The organism is Pseudomonas sp. B6001, from assembly GCF_013386015.1.
Taxonomy (GTDB): Bacteria; Pseudomonadota; Gammaproteobacteria; order Pseudomonadales; family Pseudomonadaceae; genus Aquipseudomonas.
In genome coordinates this window covers 104,630-118,733 of record NZ_JACAOX010000001.1, presented here as the reverse complement: position 1 = coordinate 118,733, position 14,104 = coordinate 104,630, and the positions used below count along the sequence as shown (strand labels likewise).

Genomic DNA, 14,104 nt, shown 5'->3' with positions numbered 1-14,104 from the left:
CGTGCCCGCTTTTGATTTGGCTGTTGCTTTTGCTCTTCAACACTCAAGACCCCATACAAGCCATCACCCAAATAACGGATATGCACCCTTAAACCAAAACCTGGCCCAACTCTTGCTCTATCTCCTGTTACCGCACCCTCGACCCCTGTGCGGCGGAGACTCTTGACTATGGCAATCACCCCGAATTCGCTCCTTCAGGCAGCCCTTGCGGCCAAGCCTCAAGCGCCCGCTGCCAATCCACCGGCAGTGGCTGCGAACCCGCGGGACAAGGCCCCGGGCTTCGCTCAGGTGTTCGCCAACCAGGCCCCTGCGCCTGCGGCAAAACCTGTCGACACCCCCATCAAATCCACCCGCGACAAGCCTGCGGACAACAGCCCCAAGCCCGCCGCCAACAACGACAAGCCTGCCGCCGGCACCCCATCGGTTGCCGATAACGGCAAGACTTTGCCTGCCAGCCCACCGGCCAAGGCGGACACCCCGGACACCACCGCCAAGTCAGACGACGATGCCCCGGCAGACGATCCGTCCCTGGCCCAGCAACCTCCGGTCGACCCCGCCGTAGACCCGGCGCTGATAGCCGCGGTAGTCCCTGTCCCCGTCCCCGCTACGCCGGCGCCCGTCGAGACCCCGACGCCGGCCACCGCGAAGGATGACAAAAACCAGCCAGTCGTGGCGCCACCGATTGCCGCGACCGACGACGCCAAGCCCGCCTTCGATCCCGAGGCCGATCCGCTGGATGCAATGCCCGCCGTGCGCCTGGCCATGGAACAGGGCGGACACGTGTCCGCCAGCAGCCAGGCCCCGGCAAAAACCGCCCCGGCCCCGACCCAGGATCAGCCGACCGCCGCGCAAAACTTCGTCACAGGCCTGGCCAATATGGTCGACCAGCAAGCGTCCAAGGACAGCACCGACCAGGGCGGCGACAAAGCCTTTGCCGGTCTGATCGACGGCGGCCTCAAGGATTTGAAGGACGCCAGCAGCGACACCCGTGTCGATGACTTCGCCAACCGCCTCGCCGCGCTGACCCAGGCTGCCACGCCGAAAACTGCGAATGCCTTGCCGCCGGTGGCCAACGCGCCATTGGCCATGCACCAGAGTGGCTGGACCGATGAGGTGGTGAACCGGGTCATGTACCTGTCCAGCGCCAACCTCAAGTCGGCAGAGATCCAGTTGCAGCCCGCTGAACTGGGTCGCCTGGACATCAGCGTGAAGATGTCCGCCGACCAGCAGGCACAAGTCACTTTCATGAGCGGCCATGCAGTGGTGCGTGAAGCCCTGGAAAGCCAGTCGGGCCGCCTGCGGGAGATGTTTGCCCAGCAGGGCATGGGCCAGGTCGACGTTAACGTGTCCGACCAGTCCCGTGGCTGGCAGGGGCAGCAGGGCCAGGACCAGCAACAGCAGAACCAGGCTCGCGGCGTCAGCGGCAGTGGCGGGCGGGGTGATGGGGTTGATGGCGGCGGTATCGGTGAGGTGGCTGAAGTGGCCGCGCCGGTGGTGCAGTCGGTGATTGGCTCCAGTGCCGTGGACTACTACGCCTGATCCGAGGCCTGGCGATGATCAAAATGTGGGAGCGGGCTTGCTCGCGAATACGGAGTGTCAGTCACCGTTACAGGTGCTGATCCACCGCTTTCGCGAGCAAGCCCGCTCCCACATTGGTTTTGCAGTGTCGGCGAAACCGTGACCGAACTGACAACTCTGGCATAACACTTGCTCTTGCCTTTCCCCAGAACTATGAATCCCAGAATAGTGACGGATTATTGGCATGGCGAAGAGCGACGACGCAGCAAAAGCACCCGCAGGCAAGGGCAAGCTCAAGCTTATCCTGCTGATTGTCCTGGCCTTGTTGCTGGCGATCGGCTTGTCCGTGGGGGCTACCTGGTACTTTATGCACAGTGCCCAGAGCAAACCGGCCGCCACGGCCGAGGTCAACCCCAACGTCAAGCAACCGGCAATCTTCGAGCCGATGCTGCCGGCGTTTGTCGCCAACTTCAATCAGAACGGCCGTCAACGCTACCTGCAGGTGAGCATTACCCTGCTGGCGCGTAACCAGGCAGACCTGGATGCCCTCAAGGTGCACATGCCAGTGATCCGCAATAACCTGGTGATGCTGTTTTCCGCCCAACCCTTCGACACCCTCGCCACCCCGGTGGGCCAGGAAATGCTGCGCCAGAAGGTCACTGCCAGCGTGCAGGAAGTGGCCCAGAAGGAAGTCGGCAAACCGGTGATCGAGCAGGTGCTCTTCACTAATTTCGTATTGCAGTAGGATCACGACATGGCCGTGCAGGACCTGCTGTCCCAGGATGAAATCGATGCGCTGCTCCATGGCGTCGACGATGGTCTGGTACAGACCGAAATGGCTGCCGAGCCCGGCAGCGTCAAAAGCTACGACCTGACCAGCCAGGATCGCATCGTCCGTGGACGCATGCCGACCCTGGAAATGATCAACGAGCGTTTTGCCCGTTACACCCGTATCAGCATGTTCAACATGCTGCGCCGCTCGGCGGACGTGGCGGTGGGCGGTGTGCAGGTGATGAAGTTCGGTGAATACGTGCACTCGCTGTACGTGCCCACCAGCCTCAACCTGGTGAAGATCAAGCCGCTGCGCGGCACCGCGCTGTTCATCCTCGACGCCAAGCTGGTGTTCAAGCTGGTGGACAACTTCTTCGGCGGCGATGGCCGTCACGCCAAGATCGAAGGCCGTGAATTCACCCCGACCGAGTTGCGGGTGGTGCGCATGGTGCTGGAGCAGGCCTTCATCGACTTGAAGGAAGCCTGGCAGGCGATCATGGAAGTCAATTTCGAGTACATCAACTCGGAAGTGAACCCGGCCATGGCCAACATCGTCGGCCCCAGCGAAGCCATTGTGGTCTCCACCTTCCACATCGAACTCGATGGCGGCGGCGGCGACCTGCACGTGACCATGCCGTACTCGATGATCGAGCCGGTGCGCGAAATGCTCGATGCCGGTTTCCAGTCCGACCTCGACGACCAGGACGAACGCTGGGTGAAAGCCCTGCGCGAAGACCTGCTGGACGTCGACGTACCCCTGAGCGCCACCGTGGCCCGTCGCCAGCTGCGTTTGCGGGATATTTTGCACATGCAGCCGGGGGATGTGATTCCCGTCGACCTGCCGGAAGAACTGATCATGCGCGCCAACGGCGTGCCGTCGTTCAAGGTCAAGCTCGGTTCTCACAAAGGCAACCTGGCGTTGCAAGTGATCGAACCGATCAACCGTCGCTGATCCACCTTAATTTCTGCTCCGCCGAGGACATGTAATGGCTACCGAACACGAAAACACTTCCGCCGAAGACCAGGCCCTGGCTGACGAGTGGGCGGCTGCCCTGGAAGAAACCGGCGATGTCGGCCAGGACGATATCGATGCACTGCTGGCGGCCGATGCAGCCACTGCACCGGTCGGCAACCGCCTTCCCATGGAAGAGTTCGGCAGCGTGCCGAAGAACAATGACCCGGTGACCCTCGACGGTCCGAACCTGGACGTGATCCTCGACATTCCGGTGTCGATCTCCATGGAAGTCGGCAGCACCGAAATCAACATCCGCAACCTGCTGCAGCTCAACCAGGGGTCGGTGATCGAGCTGGACCGCCTGGCCGGCGAGCCGCTGGACGTGCTGGTCAACGGCACGCTGATCGCCCATGGCGAAGTGGTGGTGGTCAACGAGAAGTTCGGCATCCGCCTGACCGACGTGATCAGCCCGAGCGAACGCATCAAGAAGTTGCGTTGATATGAAGCGTTCATTGGTAGGACTGTTATCGACGCTGCCCTTGAGCGTAATGGCAGCAGAACCGGTTGCCCAGGCGGCTGCGCCGGCGCTTGGCAGCGGTGTGGGCGGGCAACTCACCCAGTTGGTGCTGGGGTTGTTGCTGGTGGTGGGGCTGATCTTCGTGCTCGCCTGGGTGTTGCGCCGCGTGCAGCGCATCGGCCCGGGCAATGCCCAGGTCATCGAGCTGGTGGGTTCACGCGCCCTTGGCCCGCGGGACAGGCTGGTGCTGGTGCAGGTCGGCGACGAGCAGATCCTGCTGGGCATCACCCCCGGTCGCATCACCCCGTTGCACGTGCTCAAGTCGCCTGTGGAAGTGGCCCAGACCCAAGCGGCCACGCCGGAATTCGCCCAGCGCCTCATGGAGTTGCTGGGCAAGGATCAGAAGGATAAGAAGTAATGCGCGTTTTATTGACGCTCATGCTGTTACTGGCAGCGCCGCTGGCGTACGCGGCAGACCCGTTGTCGATCCCGGCGATCACCCTGGGCACTAACGCGGCGGGCGCGCAGGAGTATTCGGTCAGCCTGCAGATCCTGCTGATCATGACCGCGCTGAGCTTCATCCCCGCGTTCGTGATGCTGATGACCAGCTTCACCCGCATCATCATCGTGTTCTCGATCCTGCGTCAGGCCCTCGGCCTGCAACAGACGCCGTCGAACCAGATCCTCACCGGCATGGCGCTGTTCCTGACGCTGTTCATCATGGCGCCGGTGTTCGACAAGGTGAACCAGCAAGCCCTGCAACCGTACCTGGCGGAGAAAATGACCGCCCAGGATGCGATCGACAAGGCCCAGGGCCCGATCAAGGATTTCATGCTGTCGCAGACCCGTTCCAGCGATCTTGAGTTGTTTGTGCGGTTGTCCAAGCGTACCGACATCGCCAGCCCCGACATGGCGCCGCTGACCATCCTGGTGCCGGCGTTCGTGACCTCGGAGTTGAAGACCGCGTTCCAGATCGGCTTCATGATCTTCATTCCGTTCCTGATCATCGACCTCGTCGTGGCGAGTGTGCTGATGGCCATGGGTATGATGATGCTGTCGCCGCTGATCATTTCGCTGCCGTTCAAGATCATGCTGTTTGTGTTGGTGGACGGGTGGGCGCTGATTATCGGCACCCTGGCCGGCAGTTTCGGTGGGGTGTAGGCCATGACGCCAGAAGTAGCAGTCGACCTGTTTCGCGAAGCCCTGTGGCTGACCACCATGATGGTCGCCGTGCTGGTGGTGCCGAGCCTGTTGGTGGGCCTGTTGGTGGCGATGTTCCAGGCCGCGACCCAGATCAACGAACAGACCCTGAGCTTTTTGCCGCGCCTGCTGGTGATGCTGATCACCCTGATCGTCGCCGGCCCGTGGCTGGTGCAAACCTTCATGGAATACATCCTGCAGCTGTACGGCAGTATTCCGCAGTTGATCGGCTGACCCCGTGAATTCGATGCTGGCCTTGACCGACACCCAGATCAGCACCTGGGTGGCCTCGTTCATCCTGCCGTTGTTCCGGGTCACGGCCGTGCTGATGACCATGCCGGTGTTCGGCACCACTCTGGTACCAAGGCGCATCCGCCTGTATTTCGCGGTGGCGATCACCGTGGTGATCGTGCCGGGCTTGCCGCCGATGCCACCGGTGAATGCCCTGGACCTCAGTGCAATGATGTTGATCGCCGAGCAAATCATCATCGGCGCCTTGCTGGGCTTCTCCCTGACGCTGTTCTTCCAGGCCTTCGTGATCGCCGGGCAGATCATCTCGATCCAGATGGGCATGGGCTTCGCGTCCATGGTCGACCCTACCAACGGCGTGTCGGTGGCGGTGATCGGGCAATTCCTGACGATGCTGGTGACCTTGCTGTTCCTGGCCATGAACGGCCACCTGGTGGTGTTCGAGGTGATGACCGAAAGCTTCACCACCTTGCCGGTGGGCAGCGGGTTGGTGGTCAATCATTTCTGGGAGCTGGTGGGGCGCTTGAGCTGGGTGCTCGGTGCATCCCTGCTGCTGGTATTGCCGGCGATCACTGCGCTGCTCGTGGTCAACATCGCCTTTGGCGTGATGACCCGGGCGGCGCCGCAGTTGAACATCTTCTCCATCGGTTTCCCGTTGACCCTGGTGCTGGGCATGGGGATTTTCTGGGTCGGCATGGCTGACATTCTCAATCAGTATCAACCGCTGGCGACCGACGCCTTGCAGTTTTTACGTGACTTGGCGCGGGCGCGGTAAGCCATGGCCGAGAGCGAGAGTGGCCAGGACAAGACAGAAGACCCCACGGAGAAACGTAAAAAGGACTCCCGGGAAAAGGGCGAGATTGCCCGCTCCAAAGAGCTCAACACCCTGGCGATCATGCTCGCCGGTTCCGGCGGCCTGCTGATCTACGGCGGTGGCCTGGCCCTGGACCTGATGGAGTTGATGCGCCTGAATTTCTCCCTGCCCCGCGACGTGCTGCTGAGCCCGGGCGCCATGGGCTTGTACCTGCTGCACTCGGGCAAGATCGCGATTCTCGCGGTGCAGCCGATCCTCATCACCTTGTTGCTGGCGGCCCTGATCGGCCCGATTTCCCTCGGCGGCTGGCTGTTTGCCGCCGGCAGCCTGGCGCCCAAATTCAGCCGGATGAACCCGGCGGCCGGGCTCAAGCGGATGTTTTCCACCAAGGCCCTGGTGGAACTGCTCAAGGCCTTGGCCAAGTTCATCCTGATCCTGTTTGTGGCGTTGACGGTGTTGTCGTCCGACATCGACGACCTGCTGCGCATCGCCCATGAGCCGATCGAGCTGGCGATCATCCACAGTGTGCAAGTGGTGGGCTGGAGTTCGCTGTGGATGGCTTGCGGGCTGATCATCATTGCTGCGGTGGATGCGCCGATCCAGCTGTGGGAAAGCCACAAGAAACTGCTGATGACCAAGCAGGAAGTGCGCGACGAGCACAAGGACCAGGAAGGCCGACCCGAGGTCAAGCAGCGGATTCGCCAGCTGCAGCGCGAGATGTCCCAGCGCAAGATGATGGCCTCGGTACCCGATGCCGATGTGGTCATCACCAACCCGACCCACTACGCCGTGGCGCTCAAGTACGACCCGGAGAAGGGTGGGGCGCCGATGTTGCTGGCCAAGGGCAGTGATTTCACGGCGTTGAAAATCCGCGAGATTGCGGTCGCCAATGACATCCTGCTGCTGGAATCGCCGGAGTTGGCGCGGTCGATCTTCTACTCCACCGACCTGGACCAGGAAATTCCGGCCGGGTTGTATCTGGCGGTGGCTCAGGTGTTGGCGTACGTGTATCAGATCCGCCAGTACCGGGCGGGCAAGGGCAAGCGGCCGGATCCGCTCAAAGACCTGCCGATTCCACCGGATCTGCGTCGGGATTCCTGATTTTGTAGCGTCCCTCCTGGCCTCTTCGCGAGCAAGCCCGCTCCCACATTTGACCGTGTATATCCTGTAGAAACGCGGTCAAATGTGGGAGCGGGCTTGCTCGCGAAGGCGTCCGCCCAAACAACAGAAATCCCCCTGAGCGTTCCCGCAATTGCATCTCGCACCGTGTAAGTCGCGGGCGAGGGCGCTACCTCAATCAGCGTGGCGAGGGAGCTTGCTCCCGCTGGGGTGCGAAGCGCCCCCAATAAAGCTAGCGCGGTGATTCAGGCAAAGCGCGCAAGCCGTTCCGGGGCTGCTGCGCAGCCCAGCGGGAGCAAGCTCCCTCGCCACAGGTGATGTGCACGCGGCGGTATGTCGTTGCTGGCCGCCGGAACGATCTGCTTCCTCAAGCAAAAGTTGGAAGGCTTCTTGCAATACCGCCTCCAGGACGCTTCCCGGCGTCAAAAGTTTGCTTCAAGGAAACGAGGAATACCGGTGGATCGCTCTCAAATGCTCAGCACGGCCCGTGGCACCCTGACTGACCTCTCGCGAGGCAATCTGGGTGTGCCGTTGTTGTTGCTGGTGATGCTGGCAATGATGATGTTGCCGATGCCGCCGTTCCTGCTGGATGTGTTCTTCACCTTCAACATTGCGCTGTCGGTCGTCGTGTTGCTGGTGTGCGTATACGCCCTGCGGCCGCTGGATTTCGCGGTATTCCCGACCATCCTGCTGATCGCCACCCTGCTGCGGCTGGCGCTTAACGTGGCTTCCACCCGGGTGGTGATGCTCCACGGCCAGGACGGCCACGCCGCCGCGGGCAAGGTGATCCAGGCCTTCGGCGAGGTGGTGATCGGCGGTAACTACGTGGTCGGTATCGTGGTTTTTGCGATCTTGATGATCATCAACTTCGTGGTCGTGACCAAGGGCGCCGGGCGGATTTCCGAGGTGAGCGCGCGTTTTACCCTCGACGCGATGCCCGGCAAGCAGATGGCGATCGACGCCGACCTCAACGCCGGCCTGATCGACCAGAACCAGGCCAAGGCCCGTCGCCTTGAAGTCGCCCAGGAAGCCGAGTTCTACGGTTCCATGGACGGTGCCAGCAAATTCGTGCGCGGCGACGCCATCGCCGGCCTGTTGATTCTGTTTATCAACCTGATCGGCGGCATGGCGGTCGGCATCTTCCAGCACGGCATGACCTTCGGCGACGCCGGCAAGGTTTACGCCCTGCTGACCATCGGTGACGGTTTAGTGGCGCAATTGCCATCACTGTTGTTATCTACAGCTGCGGCGATCATGGTGACCCGTGCTTCGGGCTCCGAAGACATGGGCAAGCAGATCAGCCGGCAGATGTTTGCCTCGCCCAAGGCGCTGGCGGTGGCGGCAGGCATCATGGCGATCATGGGCATCGTGCCGGGCATGCCCCATGTCTCGTTCCTGAGCATGGCCGCCATGGCCGCCGGCGGTGCCTACCTGTTCTGGAAAAAACAAAACAACATCAAGGTGATTGCCCAGCAGGAAGTGGCGCGCCAGCAGGAGCTGCTGCCATCGCCGGCCCGCGCCCTGGAAACCAAGGAACTGGGCTGGGACGACGTGACCCCGATCGACATGATCGGCCTGGAAGTCGGCTACCGCCTGATTCCCCTGGTGGATCGCAACCAGGGCGGGCAATTGCTGGCGCGGATCAAGGGTGTGCGCAAGAAGTTGTCCCAGGACCTGGGCTTCCTGATGCCCACCGTGCACATTCGCGACAACCTCGACCTGGCCCCGAGCGCCTACCGCCTGACCCTGATGGGGGTGATTCTGGCCGAGGCCGAGATCTACCCGGACCGCGAACTGGCGATCAACCCGGGCCAGGTGTTTGGCAGCCTCAACGGGATTACCGCCAAAGATCCGGCTTTTGGCCTGGAAGCGGTATGGATCGAAATCAGCCAGCGCAGCCAGGCGCAGTCGCTGGGCTACACCGTGGTCGACGCCAGCACTGTGGTCGCCACCCACCTCAACCAGATTCTGTACAAGCACTCCCACGAGCTGATTGGCCACGAAGAAGTCCAGCAACTCTTGCAATTGCTGGCCAAGGCCTCGCCAAAACTCGCCGAAGAGCTGGTACCGGGTGTGCTGTCCACCTCGCAACTGCTCAAGGTGCTGCAAGCGCTGTTGGCCGAGCAGGTGCCGGTGCGGGACATTCGCAGCATTGCCGAAGCTATCGCCAACAATGCCGCCAAGAGTCAAGATACTGCCGCCCTGGTGGCCGCAGTGCGCGTCGGATTGTCGCGTGCAATCGTCCAAAGCATTGTAGGGCTTGACTCCGAGCTGCCTGTTATCACCTTGGAACCAAGGTTGGAACAAATATTGCTCAATAGTATTCAGAAGGCTGGGCAGGGCGCGGATGAAGGCGTATTGCTGGAGCCAAGCATGGCAGAGAAGCTGCAACGTTCGTTGATCGAGGCCGCGCAGCGCCAGGAAATGGAAGGCCATCCGGTGATCCTGCTGGTGGCTGGCCCCGTCCGGGCGATGTTGTCGCGGTTTGGACGCCTGGCTATACCGAATTTGCACGTATTGGCTTACCAGGAAATTCCTGACAATAAGCAAGTGACTATCGTCGCGACAGTAGGGCCCAACGGCTGAGGTAGTGGGATATGCAAGTGAAGCGTTTTTTCGCCGCCGATATGCGTCAGGCCATGAAACTGGTACGTGATGAGTTGGGCGCCGACGCTGCGATTATCGGTAACCGTCGTATTGCCGGCGGTGTGGAGCTGACGGCTGCCCTGGATTACAAACCCTCGGCCCTGGCGCCGCGCGTGCCGAACATGGAACTGGAAGACGAGCTGCGCAAGACCGCTTCGCGCATTGTCTCGGCCCAGGCTGAACTGAGCATGCGTGGCGACAGCGACGCCTCCACCAATCGCCAGCTGTTTGCCGGGCTGCCGTTGACCGCGTCCGAGCCGCTGGTAGAGCCGACTTTTGTTGAACCACCGCGTCCTGCTGCGCCAGCCCCGGCGCCGGCGGTAGACCAGCGGGTGTTCGACTCGATGCGTTTCGAACTCAACGGCCTGCGTGAGCTGCTGGAAGTGCAGCTGGGTTCGCTGGCCTGGAACCAGTTGCAGGGCAGCCAGCCACAACAGGCCAACCTGTGGCGTCGCCTGCAACGCATTGGCCTGTCCGGCCCGTTGTCCCGCGACCTGCTGCAACTGACCACGCAAATTGAAGAACCTCGCCAGGCCTGGCGCATGCTCCTGGCCCACCTGGCGCGGATGATCGTCACCCCGGAAATCGAACCCCTGGAAGAAGGCGGTGTGATTGCCATGGTCGGCCCGGCCGGCATGGGCAAGACCACCACCCTGGCCAAGCTGGCCGCACGTTACGTGCTCAAGTACGGCGCCCAGAACATCGCGCTGGTGAGCATGGACAGCTACCGCATCGGCGCCCAGGAACAACTCAAGACCCTGGGCCGCATCCTCAATGTGCCGGTGACCCACGTCGACCCGGGCCAGTCCCTGGCCAACGCCCTCGACCCACTGCTGCGCAAGCGCGTAGTGCTGATCGACACCGCCGGCCTGCAAGCCAGCGACCCGGCCCTGCGCATGCAGCTGGAAAGCCTGGCCGGGCGCGGGATCAAATCCAGAAACTATTTGGTACTTGCCACTACCAGCCAGAAGCAGGTATTGACCGCCGCCTACCACAGCTACAAGCGCTGCGGGCTGGCGGGTTGCATCCTGACTAAACTGGATGAGACGGCAAGCCTGGGCGAAGTATTGAGCCTGGCAATCAGTCATGAATTACCGGTCGCCTACCTGACCGACGGGCCGCGGATCCCGGATGATCTGCATCTGCCGCGCCGTCATCAGTTGGTCAGCCGGGCTGTCAGCGTGCAAATGCAGGAAGAACCCAGTGAGGAAGCGATGGCTGACATGTTTGCTGACCTCTACCACAGCCCGAACAAGCGAGTTGGCTGAGGCATCATGGCTTTCTATTTAAAAATGACAGTGAAAAGTATCTACATCGATGGCCTGCCAGCAGTTCGCGCGGCCAACTTATGTAGCCTGCGTCTAAGCAAGACAAGGTAAAGAAATAAAATGGGCAGCATGCATCCCGTACAGGTGATCGCGGTGACCGGCGGCAAAGGTGGCGTCGGAAAAACTAACGTGTCAGTGAATTTGTCCCTGGCCCTGGCAGAGCTTGGCCGTCGCGTCATGCTGCTGGATGCTGACCTGGGGCTGGCGAACGTCGACGTTCTGCTGGGACTGACGCCCAAACATACCCTGGCCGATGTCATCGAAGGCCGCTGTGAGCTGCGCGACGTACTGTTGCAAGGCCCCGGCGGGATTCGCATCGTGCCGGCGGCTTCCGGCACCCAGAGCATGGTGCACCTGAGTCCGGCGCAACATGCCGGCCTGATTCAGGCGTTCAGCGACATTGGCGACAACCTCGACGTACTGGTGATCGACACCGCCGCCGGGATCGGCGAGTCGGTGGTCAGTTTCGTGCGCGCAGCCCAGGAAGTGTTGCTGGTGGTGTGCGACGAACCCACCTCGATCACCGACGCCTACGCCCTGATCAAACTGCTCAACCGCGACTACGGCATGAACCGCTTCCGCGTGCTGGCCAACATGGCCCAAAGCCCGCAGGAAGGGCGGAATCTGTTCGCCAAGTTGACCAAGGTCACGGATCGCTTCCTCGATGTCGCCTTACAATACGTTGGCGCAGTTCCTTACGACGAGTGTGTGCGCAAGGCCGTGCAAAAGCAGCGTGCGGTCTATGAAGCGTTCCCTCGTTCGAAGTGCGCATTGGCGTTCAAGGCTATTGCCCAGAAGGTCGATACCTGGCCGTTGCCCGCCAATCCCCGGGGGCATCTGGAGTTTTTCGTCGAGCGATTGGTGCATCAGACGAGCGCAGGACCGGTGCTATGACAGCCAGCGGCTACAACCTTTACAAGAAGTCGGCACGTGACAGTCAAGTCGAATTGATCGAGCGCTATGCGCCCCTGGTCAAGCGCATTGCCTATCACCTGCTGGCGCGCTTGCCTGCCAGCGTGCAGGTCGAAGACTTGATCCAGGCCGGGATGATCGGCCTGCTTGAAGTGTCGACCAAGTACGACGCGAGCAAGGGCGCGAGTTTCGAGACATACGCGGGTATCCGTATCCGTGGGGCCATGCTCGATGAAGTGCGTAAAGGTGATTGGGCGCCGCGATCAGTGCACCGCAATACGCGGATGGTGAGTGACGCAATTCGCTCAATTGAAGCAAAAACCGGTCGCGACGCTAAAGATCATGAAGTTGCGGCCGAACTCCAATTGAGTCTCGACGATTACTACGGGATTTTGAACGATACCTTGGGCAGCCGGCTGTTCAGTTTCGACGACCTTTTACAGGACGGCGAACATGAAGGGCTGCACGAGGACGGCGCGAGTGCCCATCTCGAACCGTCACGGGACCTGGAAGATGAACGCTTCCAGAGCGCGCTGGCGGACGCGATAGCCAATTTGCCGGAGCGTGAGCGACTGGTGTTGGCGCTGTACTACGACGAAGAGCTGAACCTCAAGGAAATCGGTGAGGTCCTGGGGGTCAGCGAATCGCGGGTCAGCCAGTTACACAGCCAGTGCGCGGCCCGCTTGCGGGGGCGTTTGGGAGAGTGGCGAGCGCGCTGACAGGCAGTGTGGGGACACTGCGAACGATACCGTCCAGGCCCTGCGCCCGGACGGGCTTGGCCCGTGGTGCGCCCCCGGTAGTCCTTTTTGTGTAACGCCTGTTGATTGATATGGCGCGCCCAGGTGCTGGGCGCGTTTAAGACTGCTTGGAGGTCGAATTGGACAAGAACATGAAAATCCTCATCGTTGATGACTTCTCAACGATGCGGCGGATCATAAAAAACCTGTTGCGTGACCTTGGGTTCACTAACACGGTCGAGGCGGATGACGGTATTACGGCGATTCCGATCCTCAACAGCGGGAGCATCGACTTTCTGGTAACGGACTGGAACATGCCGGGCATGACCGGTATCGATCTGCTGCGCCACGTGCGCGCTGATGAAAAACTGCGCAGCCTGCCTGTGCTGATGGTGACCGCTGAAGCCAAGCGTGAACAGATCATCGAAGCCGCCCAGGCCGGGGTCAACGGCTACGTGGTCAAGCCATTCACTGCACTGGCCTTGAAAGAGAAGATCGAAAAGATCTTCGAACGCATCGGTCATTGATGCTGCCACGGGGGAGCTATGGAGCATAAAGAATCATCGCAGGCCGACTTTGAGTCGACCCTGAAAAAACATGCTCATCAACTCGTCGAAAGCCTTGAAAGAGGCCAGTTCGGCGACGCGGTGCAGTTGATCCATGAGCTCAACCAGACCCGTGACCGCGGCCTGTACCAGGAAGTGGGCAAGCTCACCCGTGAGTTGCACAGTGCGATAGTCAATTTTCAGATTGACCCGCACATGCCCCAGGCCGAGGAAATCTCGCAGATCACGGATGCCACCGAACGCCTGTCCTACGTGGTCAGGCTGACTGAGGCGGCGGCCAACCGCACCATGGACCTGGTGGAAAACGCCACGCCTCTGGTCAACGGTATGGCCAGTGAAGCCAAGGCCCTGAGCACGGACTGGGGCCGGTTCATGCGTCGGGAAGTGGGCGCTGAGGAGTTTCGTGAGCTGGCGCGTCGGGTCGAGGGCTTTTTGTCCCGCAGCGAGCAGGAAAACCGCACGGTTTCCAGCAACCTCAATGACATTCTGCTGGCCCAGGATTACCAGGACCTCACCGGTCAGGTGATCAAGCGTGTGACCCAACTGGTCACCGAAGTGGAAAGCAACCTGCTCAAACTGGTGTTGATGGCGGGCCAGGTCGACCGGTTTGCCGGCATCGAACATGACCGCGCAGCGATCCTTTCTGAAAAAGATCCACAAAAACACCTCGCCAAGGGTGAAGGTCCGCAGATTCATGCCGATAAACGTGAAGACGTTGTATCCGGGCAAGACGACGTAGACGATTTGCTGTCCAGTTTAGGCTTCTAAGGAG

The 14,104-nt window shown here is 61.1% G+C and carries 15 protein-coding genes; all 15 read left to right on the top strand.

Features of this window, described 5'->3' with window-relative positions:
• Positions 1-168: 168 nt before the first annotated feature.
• The 15 genes from HX821_RS00545 (at position 169) to HX821_RS00475 (ending at position 14,100) form a co-directional block, all read left to right on the top strand.
• Positions 169-1,539 carry a flagellar hook-length control protein FliK gene (locus HX821_RS00545; protein WP_177035123.1) on the top strand — a complete coding sequence of 457 codons (1,371 nt, stop codon included), beginning with the start codon at positions 169-171 and terminating at the stop codon, positions 1,537-1,539.
• A 223-nt stretch (positions 1,540-1,762) separates the two neighbouring features.
• The gene (gene fliL / locus HX821_RS00540) at positions 1,763-2,263 is read left to right on the top strand and encodes a flagellar basal body-associated protein FliL (RefSeq protein ID WP_003214560.1); all 501 of its coding nucleotides are present in this window, start codon (positions 1,763-1,765) and stop codon (positions 2,261-2,263) included.
• A 9-nt stretch (positions 2,264-2,272) separates the two neighbouring features.
• Positions 2,273-3,241 carry a flagellar motor switch protein FliM gene (gene fliM / locus HX821_RS00535; protein WP_003214559.1) on the top strand — a complete coding sequence of 323 codons (969 nt, stop codon included), beginning with the start codon at positions 2,273-2,275 and terminating at the stop codon, positions 3,239-3,241.
• 34 nt (positions 3,242-3,275) lie between these two features.
• Entirely contained in the window at positions 3,276-3,743 is a 468-nt protein-coding gene (fliN, locus tag HX821_RS00530; protein ID WP_003214557.1) for a flagellar motor switch protein FliN, read from the top strand.
• Position 3,744: 1 nt separating this feature from the next.
• A complete protein-coding gene (gene fliO, locus HX821_RS00525) occupies positions 3,745-4,179 on the top strand; it encodes a flagellar biosynthetic protein FliO (RefSeq protein ID WP_023659254.1) in 435 nt (144 codons plus the stop codon).
• Positions 4,179-4,922 (top strand): flagellar type III secretion system pore protein FliP, encoded by a 744-nt coding sequence (gene fliP / locus HX821_RS00520; protein WP_003214554.1) that lies wholly within the window; start codon positions 4,179-4,181, stop codon positions 4,920-4,922. The genes fliO and fliP overlap by 1 nt, the downstream gene beginning before the upstream one ends.
• Before the next feature lie 3 nt (positions 4,923-4,925).
• Entirely contained in the window at positions 4,926-5,195 is a 270-nt protein-coding gene (gene fliQ, locus HX821_RS00515) for a flagellar biosynthesis protein FliQ (RefSeq protein ID WP_003214552.1), read from the top strand.
• A gap of 13 nt (positions 5,196-5,208) precedes the next feature.
• Positions 5,209-5,985 carry a flagellar biosynthetic protein FliR gene (fliR, locus tag HX821_RS00510; protein WP_003214551.1) on the top strand — a complete coding sequence of 259 codons (777 nt, stop codon included), beginning with the start codon at positions 5,209-5,211 and terminating at the stop codon, positions 5,983-5,985.
• Between the two features lie 3 nt (positions 5,986-5,988).
• On the top strand, positions 5,989-7,125 hold the full coding sequence (gene flhB, locus HX821_RS00505; RefSeq protein ID WP_008430191.1) for a flagellar biosynthesis protein FlhB: 1,137 nt from the start codon (positions 5,989-5,991) through the stop codon (positions 7,123-7,125).
• Positions 7,126-7,614: 489 nt separating this feature from the next.
• Positions 7,615-9,729, top strand: a complete 2,115-nt coding sequence (flhA, locus tag HX821_RS00500; protein ID WP_023659255.1) for a flagellar biosynthesis protein FlhA — start codon at positions 7,615-7,617, stop codon at positions 9,727-9,729.
• An 11-nt stretch (positions 9,730-9,740) separates the two neighbouring features.
• Positions 9,741-11,057: a flagellar biosynthesis protein FlhF gene (flhF, locus tag HX821_RS00495; protein WP_003214543.1), complete on the top strand. Its 1,317-nt coding sequence runs from the start codon at positions 9,741-9,743 to the stop codon at positions 11,055-11,057.
• 120 nt (positions 11,058-11,177) lie between these two features.
• Positions 11,178-12,011, top strand: coding sequence for a flagellar synthesis regulator FleN (gene fleN / locus HX821_RS00490; protein ID WP_003192912.1), 834 nt, complete (start codon positions 11,178-11,180; stop codon positions 12,009-12,011).
• Positions 12,008-12,748, top strand: a complete 741-nt coding sequence (gene fliA / locus HX821_RS00485) for an RNA polymerase sigma factor FliA (protein ID WP_008434817.1) — start codon at positions 12,008-12,010, stop codon at positions 12,746-12,748. Before fleN ends, fliA begins: the two co-directional genes overlap by 4 nt.
• Positions 12,749-12,918: 170 nt before the next feature.
• A complete protein-coding gene (locus HX821_RS00480; RefSeq protein ID WP_005790040.1) occupies positions 12,919-13,293 on the top strand; it encodes a chemotaxis response regulator CheY in 375 nt (124 codons plus the stop codon).
• A gap of 18 nt (positions 13,294-13,311) precedes the next feature.
• Positions 13,312-14,100 carry a protein phosphatase CheZ gene (locus HX821_RS00475; protein ID WP_003214538.1) on the top strand — a complete coding sequence of 263 codons (789 nt, stop codon included), beginning with the start codon at positions 13,312-13,314 and terminating at the stop codon, positions 14,098-14,100.
• Positions 14,101-14,104: the final 4 nt, after the last annotated feature.

Excerpts from the sequence above, each read along its gene's own strand:
- fliL (WP_003214560.1), top strand. The coding sequence starts at position 1,763 with ATGGCGAAGAGCGACGACGCAGCAAAAGCACCCGCAGGCAAGGGCAAG.
- HX821_RS00475 (WP_003214538.1), top strand. The coding sequence starts at position 13,312 with ATGGAGCATAAAGAATCATCGCAGGCCGACTTTGAGTCGACCCTGAAA.
- flhA (WP_023659255.1), top strand. The coding sequence starts at position 7,615 with ATGCTCAGCACGGCCCGTGGCACCCTGACTGACCTCTCGCGAGGCAAT.
- fliM (WP_003214559.1), top strand. The coding sequence starts at position 2,273 with ATGGCCGTGCAGGACCTGCTGTCCCAGGATGAAATCGATGCGCTGCTC.
- fliO (WP_023659254.1), top strand. The coding sequence starts at position 3,745 with ATGAAGCGTTCATTGGTAGGACTGTTATCGACGCTGCCCTTGAGCGTA.
- HX821_RS00545 (WP_177035123.1), top strand. The coding sequence starts at position 169 with ATGGCAATCACCCCGAATTCGCTCCTTCAGGCAGCCCTTGCGGCCAAG.
- fliA (WP_008434817.1), top strand. The coding sequence starts at position 12,008 with ATGACAGCCAGCGGCTACAACCTTTACAAGAAGTCGGCACGTGACAGT.
- fliQ (WP_003214552.1), top strand. The coding sequence starts at position 4,926 with ATGACGCCAGAAGTAGCAGTCGACCTGTTTCGCGAAGCCCTGTGGCTG.
- flhF (WP_003214543.1), top strand. The coding sequence starts at position 9,741 with ATGCAAGTGAAGCGTTTTTTCGCCGCCGATATGCGTCAGGCCATGAAA.
- fliR (WP_003214551.1), top strand. The coding sequence starts at position 5,209 with ATGCTGGCCTTGACCGACACCCAGATCAGCACCTGGGTGGCCTCGTTC.
- flhB (WP_008430191.1), top strand. The coding sequence starts at position 5,989 with ATGGCCGAGAGCGAGAGTGGCCAGGACAAGACAGAAGACCCCACGGAG.
- fliN (WP_003214557.1), top strand. The coding sequence starts at position 3,276 with ATGGCTACCGAACACGAAAACACTTCCGCCGAAGACCAGGCCCTGGCT.
- fleN (WP_003192912.1), top strand. The coding sequence starts at position 11,178 with ATGGGCAGCATGCATCCCGTACAGGTGATCGCGGTGACCGGCGGCAAA.
- HX821_RS00480 (WP_005790040.1), top strand. The coding sequence starts at position 12,919 with ATGAAAATCCTCATCGTTGATGACTTCTCAACGATGCGGCGGATCATA.
- fliP (WP_003214554.1), top strand. The coding sequence starts at position 4,179 with ATGCGCGTTTTATTGACGCTCATGCTGTTACTGGCAGCGCCGCTGGCG.